The sequence below is a fragment of the Novosphingobium sp. KACC 22771 genome (assembly GCF_028736195.1).
In the GTDB taxonomy this organism is placed as follows: domain Bacteria; phylum Pseudomonadota; class Alphaproteobacteria; order Sphingomonadales; family Sphingomonadaceae; genus Novosphingobium.
Genome location: NZ_CP117881.1, coordinates 210,084 through 223,263, shown reverse-complemented (window position 1 = coordinate 223,263; position 13,180 = coordinate 210,084). Strand labels below are relative to the sequence as shown.

Genomic DNA, 13,180 nt, shown 5'->3' with positions numbered 1-13,180 from the left:
GGATTAAAAATGATCTATACCGCCAGCGCAACCTATTGCCTGCCCAACAGTTTGGGCTTGCGAAATGGCCTTGGCGCGTATGAGAGTACTGCATGACCGACACCCCCCAAGTGGCTGACCAGACGGCTGAAACGTCCGAAAGTTCTTCTCCTTCGACCGCGCGCAAAGTGCTGCCTTTTGTCGGGCTGGCGCTGTTGCTGGGCGGGGCGTGGTGGGGGTGGGATTATCTCAACCATGGCCGCTATATCGAAGAAACCAACGATGCACAGATCGCCGCCGATACGCTGGCGGTCGCCCCGCGCATCTCGGGCTATGTCGCGCAGGTGCTGGTGGTCGACAATCAGGACGTGAAGGCGGGAACGCCGCTGCTCACGCTTGATCCGCGCGATTACAAGGCCAAGACCGCGCAGGCATCGGCGCAGGTGGCGATTGCCGATGCGCTTCAGGCCAATGCGCAGGCCGCGATGGAGGAGCAGCGCGCCGGGATCGAACAGGCCCGCGCCCAGCTGGTCGCCGCGCAGGCCAAGGCGAAATTCGACGCCGATCAGGTCAAGCGGTTTGCCCCGCTGGTGGCCAGCGGCGCCGAGCAGGCCCAGCAACTGGCGCAGTTGCGCGCCGCGGCCGACCAATCCGCCGCGCAGGTCCGCGCCCAGAGCGCCGCCATCGAGGCCCAGCAGCGCCGCATCGCCGCCATCGAGGCGCAGGCCAGGCAGGCCAAGGCGCAGGGCATGGGCGGCAAGGCGCAATTGGACGCCGCCAGCGTCGATCTGGACGCCACCACCATCCGCGCCACCATCGACGGGCGCGTGGGCGACAAGAATGTCACCCCCGGCCAGTTTGTTTCAGCGGGCACGCGGCTGATGACGCTGGTGCCTTTGTCCAAGATCTATGTCGTGGCCAATTTCAAGGAAACGCAATTGGCCCATATGCGCCCCGGACAGGCTGTGTCGATCAAGGTCGATGCGCTGGACGGGCGGGCCGTCAAGGGCCGGATCGAAAGCATGGCGCCCGGCACCGGGGCCAGCTTCAGCCTGATCGCGCCCAGCAATGCGACCGGCAATTTCACCAAGATCGTCCAGCGCGTGCCGGTGCGCATCGCGATTGATGCCGATGCCGATACGCGCCGCCTGCTGGTGCCGGGCCTGTCGGTGACGGCGATGGTGGACACGAAAACGGCGCATTGATCATGGTCGATGCGCCCCCGGTAAAGGCTGATCTGTCGGCATGGCTGGCGGTGGCGGCGGGCACATTGGGCGCGCTGATGGCGACGCTCGATATTTCGATCGTCAATTCCGCATTGCCCACGATTCAGGGCGAAATCGGCGCATCGGGCACCGAGGGGACGTGGGTGGCCACTTCCTATCTGGTGGCCGAAATCGTCATCATTCCGCTGGCCGCATGGCTCCAGCGGGTGCTGGGCCTGCGCACGTTCCTGCTGATCGCGGCCAGCCTGTTCACCTTTTTCTCGATGATCTGCGGCTGGGCCGACACGTTGACGATGATGATCATCGGCCGCGTGGGGCAAGGCTTTACCGGAGGGGCGCTGATCCCCACGGCGCAGACGATCATCGCCATGCGATTGCCGCGCGACAAGCAGCCCATTGGCATTGCCGCCTTTGGCGTCACGGTGATCATGGGGCCGGTGATGGGGCCGCTGGTGGGGGGCTGGCTGACGGAGAATGTCAGTTGGCACTATGCCTTCTTCCTCAACCTGCCGGTCTGCGCCGCACTGCTGCTGCTGCTGATTCTTGGTCTGCCGCATGAGCGCAGCCATCTGGGCGAATTTGCCAAGGCGGACTGGTTTGGCATTGTCGGGCTGGCGCTGGGGCTGGGGGGGCTCACGGTGCTGCTGGAGGAAGGGCAGCGTGAGCAGTGGTTCTCCTCGAACCTTATCCGCGAGATGGCTGTGGTCAGCGCAGCGGGCTTCATCTGTATCGGCATCGGCCAGAAATATGCGGCCCGGCCGGTGATCCAGCTCAAACTGCTGCTTGACCGGCAATTCGGCGCGGTGGCCACCATGGGGCTGGTGCTGGGCATGGTGCTTTACGGCACATCCTATGTGATCCCCCAGTTCCTTGCCTCGGTGGCCAATTACAACGCGCTGCAGTCGGGCAAGATCGTGCTGATTTCCGGCCTGCCCAGCCTGTTCATGATGGCCATCGTGCCGATCCTGCTCAAACGCATCGACGTACGCGTGGCGGTGTGTTTCGGCCTGCTGATCATGGGTGTGTCCTCGCTGGTGGATACGGGCATGACCATGTATTCGGACGGCGGCGATTTTGTGGAATCGCAATTGATGCGCGGCGTGGGCCAGATTTTGGGCATGCTGTTCCTGTCGCAGGCCTGTGTGCGCTCGGTGCCGCGCGAACTGGCGGGGGATGCCTCGGGCCTGTTCAATTCGGTGCGTAATCTGGGGGGCAGCATCGCGCTGGCCGGGATTGCCATCATTCAGGACAACCGCCTGTGGCTGCACACCCGCCGTCTGGAGGAAACGCTCCATGCCAACAGCCCGATGGTGCAGGATCAGGTCCGCGCCCTGGGCGGCATCGCACGCGCCGCGCCCCAGCTTGAAGGTCAGCTTCAGCTTCAGGCACTGGTGATGACCTATAATGACATTTTCCGCATCATGGGCTGGGGCACGCTGATCGTGCTGCCGCTGGTCCTGTTGCTGCGCCCGTTTTCCAATGACGCCGCGCCTGATGTTCCCATGCATTGATGAGAGCCATGATGACCCGTTTGCCGCTGATGATTGCTGTTGGGTTGGCGCTGCCTTTGGCGTTGGGAGGCTGCGCGCTGGGGCCGGATTATGCCGGGCCCCCCAAGGTGGCGGGCGGGCCGGGTTTCGTGCGCGGGGCCGATGTGGTGCAAAGCGGGCCGGTGCTGGCGCGCTGGTGGGAAGTGTTGGGCGACGAGCAGCTTAATGCGCTGGTCGGCGATGCTTTGGCGCACAGCCCGACCGTGGCCGACGCGCAGGCCCGCGTGACGGAGGCCGGGGCGGTGCTGCGGCAAAAGCAGGCCAGCGATCTGCCCTCCGTGGCGCCCACGCTGATCGCGGCCAAGGCCGATCTTCCGCCGTTCAGCGCAGGGGGCAAGCGCACCTCGCTCGAAATCTACAACCTTGGCGCGACGGCCTCGTGGGAGCCCGATTTCTGGGGCATCAACAAGCGCACCAATGAAGCCTCGCGCGCCAATGTCGATCGGGCCAAGGCGCAACTGGCCGATGCGCAGGTCAGCCTCTCGGCGCAGGTGGCGCAGGCCTATGTGAACCTGCGCGATGCGCAAGGCAGGCAGGCGATGGTGGCGCAGGTGGTCGCCTTGCGCCGGCAGGCGCTGGATCTGATCCGCCAGCGTCAGGGCGCGGGCGTGGCCACGCTGGCCGATGTGGCGCAGGCCGAGGGCAATATGCGCAGCGCCATGGCGCAGGACGCACCTTTGCGCGCGCAGGTCGAGGTGGCGATGAACCAGCTTGCCGTGCTGACCGGGCGGGCGCCGGGTGAACTGGACGCCGCGCTGGCGCAGGCCCGGCCCTTGCCCGTGCTGCCCGCGAAAGTGGCGGTGGGCGATCCGGCGGAGCTGATCGCGCGGCGGCCCGATGTGCGCGCGGCCGAGCGGCTGCTGGCGGGCAATACGGCCCAGATCGGCGCCACGCGGGGCAAGCTGATGCCGCGCCTGAGCTTTACCGGCATTCTGGGCATGGGCTCATCCTCGCTCTCCAGCATCGTCGATCCGGCCACGGCGGCCTATGGCATCCTGCCGCAGTTGAAATGGTCCGGCCTCGATTGGGGCAAGGGCCAGGCCGCCGTGGCGCAGGCCAAGGCCCAGCGCGACAGCGCCGAGGCGCAATATCGCCGCGCGGTCCTCTCCGCGCTGGAGGATGCCGAGAGCAGCCTGTCGCGTTTCGGCGCGGCGCGCGAGCGGCTGATGCAACTGGAGGCGGGCGAGGCGACGGCGCGCACCAACGCGGGCCTTGGCGCGCAAAGGGTGGGCGCGGGGACCTCCTCGAAACTGGAGCAGACCGAGCGCGACGCGCAGGTCTTGCAGGCCGCAATCACCAGCGCGCAGAGCAGGGCCGAAGTGGTGGTGGATTATATCGCCATTGCCAAGGCGCTGGGCTTGGGCTGGCAGGGCTGATCGCGCTATAGGCGCGGCCATGGATGACACGCTCTGGCTGGCCCGCCGCGAAAACTGGACCCCGCAGAATGAGGACGCCCGCGATGGGGGCGACATTGACTATGCCCGCGTCATCCATTCGGCCTCGTTCCGGCGGCTGCAGGGCAAAACGCAGATCCTCAATCTAGGCGACAGCGATTTCTACCGCACGCGGCTGACCCATTCGCTGGAGGTGGCGCAGATCGCGGGCGGTATTGCGCGGCAATTGGAGCGCGACGGGCCCGATCACCCGGCCACGGCGATCCTGCCGGGGCGCAGCATGATCCACGCCATCGGCTGCACCCATGATTTCGGCCATCCGCCGTTCGGCCACGGGGGCGAGGTGGCGCTCAACTATTGCATGCGCGAGGAGGGCGGGTTTGAAGGCAATGGCCAGACCCTGCGCATCCTTTCGCGCTTGGAGACTTTCTCGCAAAATGCCGGGGCGAATCTGGCGCGGCGGACCTTGCTGGGGGTGCTGAAATATCCGGTGGCCTATTCGGCGGTGCGCAATCCGGCCATCGCGCCGCGCCTTGCGCCCGGGCCCACCACCTTGCGGATCATCGACGCGGCCAGCGCCAAGCCGCCCAAATGCTATCTCGACACCGAGTGCGATGTGGTGGATTGGATTCTCGATCCTCTGTCCGCGTCGGATCGGGCTTTGTTGCAAAGCTTTGACGCCAATTCCGGCAAGCACGCCAAATCGCGCCACAAATCGCTCGATTGCAGCATCATGGATGTGGCCGATGACATTGCTTACGGCGTCCACGATCTGGAGGACGCCATCGCGCTGGACCTGATCCACCGCGAGACTTTTGCCGCCGCCGTGACGGATCGCTGCCCCACCTTCCTCGATGCGCTGAAAGCCAAATATCCCGGCGAGAGCGCCAATGATGTGATGCGGCAATTCGTCGATGGATTGTACGGCGGCGAAAACAGCCGCAAGCGCTTCATCGGGCGGCTGGTGCATCATTTCCTGACCGCGGTGCATTATGTCGAAATGCCCGAATTTGCCGCCCCTCTGCTGCGCTGGCGGGTGGGCATGGCGCCTGGGCAGAAGGCGTTTCTCGATGTGCTGAAGGATCTGGTCGTGCGCGAGGTGATCACCAGTCCGGCGGTCCAGCATCTGGAGTTCAAGGGCCAGACGATGGTGGTGGCCGTGTTCGAGGCGATGCAGGCCGATCCCGCGCGCCTGCTGCCGCGCGACCGCATGCCGCTTTACGAAGCCTATGGGGTCCGCGCGATCTGCGACTATGTTGCCGCGATGACCGACACCAGCCTGCTCAAGACCTATGAGCGGCTGTTTGCCCCGCGCATGGGCTCGGTGTTCGACCGGCTCTGAGGACAAAAGGCAAAAAAATGGCCAGCCCGGAGGCTGGCCTTTGGAAGTTTGGGAGAGGATGCCTGAAAGGCACGTCCCTTATGCTGATGGCTGGCCTTCTTCGCAAGTGCAAAATGAAGGCAATTGATGCGAATAATGCAATTGCCGATTACGTAAACGCAAAGATCAGCATTTATGGCCGGTTTAGCGCTATGAAATATCCGACTAACGACCAATATGCATGGCACGCAATTATTGCGTTGCAGCAATCCGGCCCAGACACAGTGCCACGCGATAGGTTGCACAGCCGCCATGCGAATCGAATCGGGCGATAACCTGCCGCAATTGCCCCGCCGACAATGGGCGGTGGCCCGCGCGCGGCACATCTGCGCCGATCCCGCGCAAATGGCGCAAAAAGGCCCGCCCGCCGCCTTCCACCGCCAATTCCACCTCGCGCACGGCAAAGCCCATCGCGCGCAGATCGTCCGCATGCGGATAATCCGCCAGCCCGCAGGGCGCGCCCTCATGGGCCGCGCGCCACTCGGCAAAGCTGCCCGCGATCATCGTGCTGAAGGCCATCAGCCCGCCGGGCGCCAACAACCCATCGAGCCGCGCCAACGCCCCGGCCAGATCATCGAACCATTGAAACGCCAGACTGGACGCGATCAGATCGAAGGGGCCTTCCACAGACGGGGCCTGCCCATCCATCGCGCGGTATTCCACGCCGCCATGCCCGGCAAAGCGCGCCCGCGCCCGCGCCAGCATGGCGGGCGACAGGTCGGTCATCATCCACCGCGCCCCGGGCAGCAGCGGCATCAGCGCGGCGCCGAGCAGGCCTGTGCCGCAGCCGATCTCCAGCACGCGCGGGGCCGCGCGCACACCCGCCCCGGCAATCTCTTGCGCCAGCATCGTGGCGACCTGCTGCTGCACCCCGGCATGGGCGTCATACTGGTCGGCACGGCCAAAGGCGTCGGCCACAAGGCGGTTGGCCATCATGGCGCGGCGCTCATCGGGCAAAATCCGCGATGGCCTGCGCGCACCATGCCGCCTGCGTCAGAGGCAGCAGATGGCCGCCCGCCGGGCAGACCGCCGCCGCGCGCTCAATCCCCCCGGCAAAGGCCCCTGCGCGCATCGCGGGCGGCAACAGCGGGTCATCGCCCGCCTGAAGCACCAGAACGGGGGCGCGATGGGCCGGGGCCGGGGTCTCGTCGGCCAGCAAGGCCAAATCCGCACCCAGCCTTGCGCCCGAAACAATCGCCGGCGCGGGGGCGGCATGGATGGTGGCGCGAAAATCGGCCAGCACCTTGGCCGGATCCTCGCCAAAGCGTTTCACCATGCGCGCCACCACGCGCGGGGCGACCGCATCGGCCCCGCAAAACCGGTCAAACCCGTTGATCGCCACCAAAGGCACATCGCTCCAGCGCCGCGCCAGCAGCATCGCGCCCAACGAATGGCCGATCATCAGATCGGGCCGCTCGGCATCGACCGGCGCGCCGAAATAGCCGCGATCCATCCGCGCCACATCGCCCGCCAAGAGAGGCGCCAGCGCATCCCACACGCCCGCGTCAAACCCCCAGCCATGGAGCAGCGCGATCTTCACCGCCTTGACCCTTTCATCGGCCGATCCGCGCCGCAATCGCGCGGGCCAGCGCGGCCACATCGGCATGGGCGTGGTTGGCATGCAGCGCCACGCGCAACCGGCTGGTGCCCGGCGGCACGGTGGGCGGGCGGATCGCCACGGCCAGCATGCCCGCCGCCGTCAGATCCTGCGCCAGCGCCAGCGCCGCCCCGGCATCGCCCACGATCACCGGCACAATCTGCGTGCTGCTCTCGGCCGTGGCAATGCCCGCATCCTTCAGGCTTTCCCGGAAAAACGCGCCGTGATCGGCCAGAACCGCCCGCTCATGCTCCATCCCCGGCACGAGATCGAGCGCGGCATCCACCGCCCCCAACATCGCGGGCGAGGGCGCGGTCGAAAAGATGAACCCCCCGCAGGCATTGATCAGATAGTCGATCAGCAACCGGCTGCCCGCGACATAGGCGCCCATACAGCCCAGCGCCTTGCTGAACGTGCCCATCACCAGATCGACGTCATGGCCATAGGTCAGCCCGCGCCCCTGCGGCCCCAGCACGCCGGTGGCATGGGCCTCATCCACATAGAGGAACGCATCATGCGCCCGCGCCAGATCGGCCAGCGCCGCCACATCGGCCCGGTCGCCGTCCATGCTGAACACGCTTTCGGTGACGATGATCTTCGGCCCCTCGGCCCGCGCCAACAGTTCGGCCAGATGGTCCAGATCATTGTGGCGAAAGCGGATTTGCCGATGCGCCGCTGCGCCTGCGTGCAGGCTGCCATGGATCAGCCGGTCGGTGAACAGCGAGGCCCCCGGCGCGGCGCGCAGCAAGGCCGCCAGCACCGCCGCATTGCAATGCCATCCGCTGGGAAACAGCAGCGCGGCCTCTTTGCCCTTGAACCGGGCGATCTTGTCCTCAACCGCCAAATGCAGCGGCTGGGTGCCCGTGACCAACCGGGAGGCTGCCGATCCCGCGCCATGGGCCAGCGCACATTCCGCCGATCGCTGCGCCAGCAACGGATGGCGTGAGAGGCCGAGGTAATCATTGCTGGAAAAATCGACCAGCACCGCCCCATCGCGCGTCAACCGCCCGCCATCCTGCGGCGCGGCGGCGCGCAGGATGCGCCGCTCGTCGCGCTGGTCTATGCGCTCCAGCGCGGCGGCGAGGTGGGTTTCAAAGCCCTTCAGATCATCTGCTCCAGCTTGACGCAGCCCTTGGGCATTGCTTCGGCGGCGATTTCCGCCTCGGTGCGGTTCACAGCCATGGCTTTCAGGCCAAGGCGCGCAAACATCGCCATGTCATTGTCATCGCCCGCATTGGGCGCGGTCAGCAGCTTGTCGCCGGTGAAGATCGAATTGGCGCCCGCAAGGAAGCACATCGCCTGCGTCATTTCCGACATCGATTCGCGCCCAGCGCTCAGGCGCACCATCGAGGCAGGCATGGTGATGCGCGCCACCGCGACGGTGCGCACGAATTCCACATCATCAATCCTGGCCAGCGGCGTATCGGCCAGCATATTGCCCAGCACCGTGCCCTTGACCGGCACCAGCGCGTTGATCGGCACCGATTGGGGGTGCGAGGGCAAAGTGGCCAGCGTATGGACAAAACCCACCCGGTCGCTGCGGGTTTCGCCCATGCCGACGATCCCGCCGCTGCACACGTTGATCCCGGCGCGGCGCACCTGGCCCAGCGTGTCGAGACGGTCGCCCATCGTGCGCGTGCTGGTGATTTCCTCGTATTTCTCCGGGGAAGTGTCGATATTGTGATTGTAATAATCCAGCCCCGCATCGGCCAGCATATCGGCCTGATGATCGGACAGCATCCCCAGCGTCATGCAGGTTTCAAGGCCCATGGCGCGCACGCCCTTCACCATTTCGATGATGGCGGGCATGTCGCGGTCCTTGGGATTGCGCCATGCCGCGCCCATGCAGAAGCGGCTGGACCCCTGATCCTTGGCGCGGGCGGCGGCCTGCAAAACCGACTGCACTTCCATCAGCTTGGTGGCTTTCACGCCGCTGTCGGCCTTGACGCTCTGGCTGCAATAGCCGCAATCCTCGACGCATCCGCCGGTCTTGATCGAGAGCAGGGTGGAAAGCTGCACCTCGTTGGCCGGATGGTTGACGCGGTGAATTTCCGCCGCCCGATAGACCAGTTCGGTAAAGGGCAGATCGAACAGGGCCGCGATCTCCTCGCGGGTCCAGTCGGTGCGGGCCACAGGAGAATTGGCCGGGGTTTCGGGATGGGGCACGGTCATTGGGTATTCTCCATTAGGCGCGTTCCTGCGCGGCCTTGGGCATGGTTACGCATGCCGCGATAGGCGCGCGCGGGCCAAGGCTCAAGCCATCAAGCGGCGAAACGACCAATCCGATGGGCAACAGCATGGCGTATCGGGCCGGTTGATGCGGCAGGACGGGGGCGGCGTCCACGGTAATCTTGCAAATTTGCAAAGGGCACCTTTGCAAAACGGGTGTTATCGGCTGATTGCCCGCACCGCCAGCGCCGCCGCCGCCGCGCGCGTTTCCACGCCCAGCTTCACAAAAACCTGCTCCAGATGCTTGTTCACCGTGCGCGGAGAGATCGAGAGGATCTCGCTGATGACGCGGTTGGGCTTGCCATAGCTGATCCACAGCAGGATCTCGGCCTCGCGGCTGGTCAAGCCATGGCGGGCCTGAAGCAGGGCGATGTCGCCCGCCGGATTGACATCGTTCAGCCGCACCAGCCATTCGGCCCCGCGCATTCGCGCCACCAGCACCAGTTCGAGCGTCGAATGGGCAAGGTCGAGCCGGACGCTGGCCCCGCTTTCATCGGCGCGGGCCAGACGGGCAAGGGCAGGGCGCAGCGCGGCGGGGGCGGGGCCGGGGATCACGCTCCATTCCGGGCAATTTTCCGCCAGCAGGCTGCCCGCCTGCGGGGTCCACCACAGCAATTGCTCATCGCGGCCCATGGCGATCAGGTGTCGCCCGCTGGCATCCAGCGCGGCCTGGCTGTCCTGCGCCAGACGCGCATTGGCCATATGCACCCGCACCCGCGCGATCAATTCGTTGATGACCAAGGGCTTGCGCACATAATCCACCCCGCCCGCCTCCAGCGCCGCCAACACATGCTCGCTCTCGGTCAGGCCGGTCATGAAAATGACGGGGACGCGCGCGCTGGCCGGGTTGCGTTTGAGGATGCGCGTGGCCTCAAAGCCGCCGATGCCCGGCATCACCGCATCCATCAGGATCAGATCGGGCACGATATGGGAAAGCAGCGAAAGCGCCGCCTCGCCGCTGGTGGCGATCAGCACGCGGATGCCCTCGACCTCCAGCGTATCGGCCAGAAAGCGCAAAGATTCGGGCGTGTCATCCACCACCAGTACGGTGTCGACATGGGCCTGCGGGTCCTGCACCATCAGCGGATCGTGGCGCATCATGCCTCTCCGCGCCCGCACGATGCGGCGGCCAGTTCCGCGGCCAGTTCGCCAAGGTCGAAGCGGTCGAGGCTGGCCAGCAGCCGTTTGGCGAGGGGGGCGGCCTGCGGCACGGCGGCCTCCATCGCGCGGATCGCTTTTTCCACCCCGCGCACATGGCCGATGCGCAGATCGCTCTCGATATCGTCCAGAAAGGGGCGCGCCTCCTCGGGCAGGGCCTCGCGCTCGGCGGCGGGTTCGGGGGCCTCGGTCTCCTCGGCCCGCCCGCGCCAATGCAGGCCCAGCAGCCCGCCCACCGCGTCGATCAGCGCGTCCAGATCGACCGGCTTGATGAGGAACTGATCATGGGCGATGAAACCCGCGCTGCCCTGCCGGATCTCATGCGCGTCGCCCGAAACCATGATGATGCGGATATCGCCGCCCCGCATCGCGCGCAGCCGCCGCGCCACTTCCCACCCCGACAGGCCCGGCATGGTGACATCGAGCAGCACCAGTTCGGGTTGATGCTTGCGCGCCAGTTCCAGCCCCCGGTCGCCGTCATTGGCCGAATGGATGGTAAAGCCCAAGGGTTCGAGCAGGCCGCGCAGCAGCGAGGTCTGGTCCGGGTCATCATCGATCAGCAGCACGCAGCGCGGCGGGCCGTCATAGCCGGTGATGGCGCGGGTACTTTTCACCTCCTGCACGCTGGCCTGCACCGGGCTGAGCATCAGGCGCACGGTGAAAGTGGTGCCCACGCCCGGCTCGCTGGTCACGGCCAGATCGCCGCCAAGGATATGCACCAGCGCCTGCGTGATCGCCAGACCAAGGCCGATGCCCTTTTGCCGCTGCGCCTCCGGGTGCGTGCCGCGCTCAAAGGGAGCGAAGATGCGGGCCAGATCCTGCGGCTCGATGCCGATTCCGGTGTCCGCGATGGTAAAGCTCATCACTTGCGAGCGGCAGGTGACGCCGAAAGTGACCTGTCCGGCTTTGGTGAACTTGATCGCGTTGGAGAGCAGGTTGATCAGGATCTGGCGCAAGCGTTTTTGATCCGTCCGCACGAATTCGGGCAGGTTGCCGTGCGTTTCATAGACCAGCGTCAGGCCGCGCGACTGGGCCTGGGGGCGGAACATGCTGGCCACCTGGTCGAGCAGGCTTTTGAGGCGCACCGTATCGTTCGACAGGCGCAGCACTCCGCTCTCGACATGGCTGATGTCGAGCAGGCCCTCGACCAGATTGGTCAGATGTTCGGACGAGCGGCGGATGATGCGCGCGGCCTCGATGGGGGCGATGTCATGGCCGCGTTCGAGCAATTGCGCATAGCCATAGATCGAATTGAGCGGCGAGCGGATCTCGTGGCTGACCGAGACGAGATAGCGGCTCTTCGCGCTGTTGGCCGCCTCGGCGACCTCCTTGGCCAGATGCAGTTCCTCCAGCGTGGCATTATGCGCGGCCACCTCCGCGCTCAGGCTGGCGACATGGCGGCGCGCCTCGGCCAGAGCGGCGCGGCGGCTGTCATAGGCGCGCAGGACCAGCCCGCCCAGCGCCCCGCCCACCGCCAGCAGCGCCCCCAGCGCCGTGATCAGCACCGCGCGCACCGCCGGCATGTCCTGCGGCGGCAGGATCCGGTCCAGCACGGCATAGGCCGCCGCGATGATCGCCGTCATCATCAGCGCCATCGCCGCCATCACCAGCATGAACCGCCCCGGCGCGGACTTGATCCGGTCCATCAGACGCAAGGTTTCGATCATCCCGCCGCGTCCATCCCGCCGCGCCTTGCGAATGGCGCAGGGCCGGGGCACGGGCGTTTGTCGATCCTCTCGCTTGCCGCCATGTGTCGACCCCCGCTGGCTGGTTGCAGTCGCCATGGTGTAACGCGCAATCGCTCCGCACCATCCTACGTCAAATGACGAATGGCTGGCGGCGGGCCGGACAAGGATATTTTGCCTGAACCTTATGATCCTGTTGCCTTTCGGCGCGGGGTCTGCAAGCGTTGACACGTATAGGCGGAATTGTTCGAGATGTTGTTGGCGACTTGGGGGGCAAGTCGTGACCAGCAACAGGGGGCACGCGATCTGTTCATGCCTTACGGCGGGGCTTATTGCGTTCCCGAATGGCCGGATGGTGGGGTGGCGCTGGGGGCAGCTTGCCGCGCGCCATCCGGCCGTTCATGGGGCTGTGGCGGGGCCAAGCAAAGGCTCCCGGCAAATCAGTGCACCAAATCGGTCTGCCAGTATGTTGCTCCCTAACCAGCGCTCTGGCGAAATTCGGATGACCGATTACGCCCAAAAGCGGCCTTTCCTGACACGGGAACACTTAGGACCCTGCATGCTCGTGGTCGGCTTTGTTGGTGACTGCTTTTAATGGCATGATGTTGGTCAAAAGGCGCATCAAAGATGAATGATCAAAATCTCAGCAGCAGGGAAATCTGGTTTCGTCTGACATTGGCGGCGCTCGTTCTGCAAGGACTTTGGCTGGGCGGCACATTTGTGTTCGACCTGTTCAAAGCTGGCAGCCTTTACTATATGCTTTGGCTTGCACTTATCATGATTGTCTGGCTCGTCGGCGGAACGCTTTATCGGTTTCGGCTGAAGGGCGGCGCGACGCGCGGCGACATGTATTCTCTCCTGATCAGCATGCTGATGATAGGTCTGGCAGTGATGATTATCTTTAAATCGTAACCTCCGCTTCCCACCATAACGAGACGGGCGGCTCGCGCCCAGTTGTGGACATTGACCCCGTCGCATTAC

General features: G+C 65.5%; 12 protein-coding genes. 5 read left to right on the top strand and 7 right to left on the bottom strand.

Going from position 1 to position 13,180, the window contains the following annotated elements; genetic code table 11:
• Positions 1-92 precede the first annotated feature (92 nt).
• Genes PQ467_RS00995 through PQ467_RS00980 form a run of 4 tightly spaced genes read left to right on the top strand, consistent with a single transcriptional unit; the run spans position 93 to position 5,491 of the window.
• Positions 93-1,184, top strand: coding sequence for an HlyD family secretion protein (locus tag PQ467_RS00995; protein ID WP_274174720.1), 1,092 nt, complete (start codon positions 93-95; stop codon positions 1,182-1,184).
• A gap of 2 nt (positions 1,185-1,186) precedes the next feature.
• Entirely contained in the window at positions 1,187-2,716 is a 1,530-nt protein-coding gene (locus PQ467_RS00990; RefSeq protein ID WP_274174719.1) for an MDR family MFS transporter, read from the top strand.
• A gap of 8 nt (positions 2,717-2,724) precedes the next feature.
• A complete protein-coding gene (locus tag PQ467_RS00985) occupies positions 2,725-4,131 on the top strand; it encodes an efflux transporter outer membrane subunit (protein ID WP_274174718.1) in 1,407 nt (468 codons plus the stop codon).
• Positions 4,132-4,150: 19 nt separating this feature from the next.
• Entirely contained in the window at positions 4,151-5,491 is a 1,341-nt protein-coding gene (locus PQ467_RS00980; protein WP_274174717.1) for an anti-phage deoxyguanosine triphosphatase, read from the top strand.
• Positions 5,492-5,722: 231 nt separating this feature from the next.
• Here PQ467_RS00980 and PQ467_RS00975 read toward each other — a convergent pair whose 3' ends face one another.
• The 7 genes from PQ467_RS00975 to PQ467_RS00945 are packed head-to-tail and all read right to left on the bottom strand — an operon-like array spanning position 5,723 to position 12,181.
• Positions 5,723-6,466: a methyltransferase gene (locus PQ467_RS00975; protein ID WP_274174716.1), complete on the bottom strand. Its 744-nt coding sequence runs from the start codon at positions 6,464-6,466 to the stop codon at positions 5,723-5,725.
• A gap of 10 nt (positions 6,467-6,476) precedes the next feature.
• On the bottom strand, positions 6,477-7,136 hold the full coding sequence (locus tag PQ467_RS00970) for an alpha/beta fold hydrolase (protein WP_274174715.1): 660 nt from the start codon (positions 7,134-7,136) through the stop codon (positions 6,477-6,479).
• A complete protein-coding gene (locus PQ467_RS00965) occupies positions 7,084-8,232 on the bottom strand; it encodes an aminotransferase class I/II-fold pyridoxal phosphate-dependent enzyme (RefSeq protein WP_443192989.1) in 1,149 nt (382 codons plus the stop codon). The genes PQ467_RS00970 and PQ467_RS00965 overlap by 53 nt, the downstream gene beginning before the upstream one ends.
• Complete coding sequence (gene bioB / locus PQ467_RS00960) at positions 8,229-9,299, bottom strand: biotin synthase BioB (protein ID WP_274174713.1); 1,071 nt, start codon at positions 9,297-9,299, stop codon at positions 8,229-8,231. The genes PQ467_RS00965 and bioB overlap by 4 nt, the downstream gene beginning before the upstream one ends.
• A 13-nt stretch (positions 9,300-9,312) precedes the next feature.
• Positions 9,313-9,471: a hypothetical protein gene (locus PQ467_RS00955; protein ID WP_274174712.1), complete on the bottom strand. Its 159-nt coding sequence runs from the start codon at positions 9,469-9,471 to the stop codon at positions 9,313-9,315.
• 44 nt (positions 9,472-9,515) lie between these two features.
• Positions 9,516-10,457, bottom strand: a complete 942-nt coding sequence (locus PQ467_RS00950) for a response regulator (RefSeq protein WP_274174711.1) — start codon at positions 10,455-10,457, stop codon at positions 9,516-9,518.
• Complete coding sequence (locus PQ467_RS00945; protein ID WP_274174710.1) at positions 10,454-12,181, bottom strand: ATP-binding response regulator; 1,728 nt, start codon at positions 12,179-12,181, stop codon at positions 10,454-10,456. The genes PQ467_RS00950 and PQ467_RS00945 overlap by 4 nt, the downstream gene beginning before the upstream one ends.
• Before the next feature lie 645 nt (positions 12,182-12,826).
• Between PQ467_RS00945 and PQ467_RS00940 the strand changes: the two genes are divergently transcribed.
• Positions 12,827-13,111, top strand: coding sequence for a hypothetical protein (locus PQ467_RS00940; protein WP_274174709.1), 285 nt, complete (start codon positions 12,827-12,829; stop codon positions 13,109-13,111).
• Positions 13,112-13,180: the final 69 nt, after the last annotated feature.

What these genes read in the sequence shown, in the direction of transcription:
- PQ467_RS00995 (WP_274174720.1), top strand. Translation starts at nt 93, where the DNA reads ATGACCGACACCCCCCAAGTGGCTGACCAGACGGCTGAAACGTCCGAA.
- PQ467_RS00990 (WP_274174719.1), top strand. Translation starts at nt 1,187, where the DNA reads ATGGTCGATGCGCCCCCGGTAAAGGCTGATCTGTCGGCATGGCTGGCG.
- PQ467_RS00985 (WP_274174718.1), top strand. Translation starts at nt 2,725, where the DNA reads ATGATGACCCGTTTGCCGCTGATGATTGCTGTTGGGTTGGCGCTGCCT.
- PQ467_RS00980 (WP_274174717.1), top strand. Translation starts at nt 4,151, where the DNA reads ATGGATGACACGCTCTGGCTGGCCCGCCGCGAAAACTGGACCCCGCAG.
- PQ467_RS00975 (WP_274174716.1), bottom strand. Translation starts at nt 6,466, where the DNA reads ATGATGGCCAACCGCCTTGTGGCCGACGCCTTTGGCCGTGCCGACCAG.
- PQ467_RS00970 (WP_274174715.1), bottom strand. Translation starts at nt 7,136, where the DNA reads ATGCCGATGTGGCCGCGCTGGCCCGCGCGATTGCGGCGCGGATCGGCC.
- bioB (WP_274174713.1), bottom strand. Translation starts at nt 9,299, where the DNA reads ATGACCGTGCCCCATCCCGAAACCCCGGCCAATTCTCCTGTGGCCCGC.
- PQ467_RS00950 (WP_274174711.1), bottom strand. Translation starts at nt 10,457, where the DNA reads ATGATGCGCCACGATCCGCTGATGGTGCAGGACCCGCAGGCCCATGTC.
- PQ467_RS00945 (WP_274174710.1), bottom strand. Translation starts at nt 12,181, where the DNA reads ATGATCGAAACCTTGCGTCTGATGGACCGGATCAAGTCCGCGCCGGGG.
- PQ467_RS00940 (WP_274174709.1), top strand. Translation starts at nt 12,827, where the DNA reads ATGAATGATCAAAATCTCAGCAGCAGGGAAATCTGGTTTCGTCTGACA.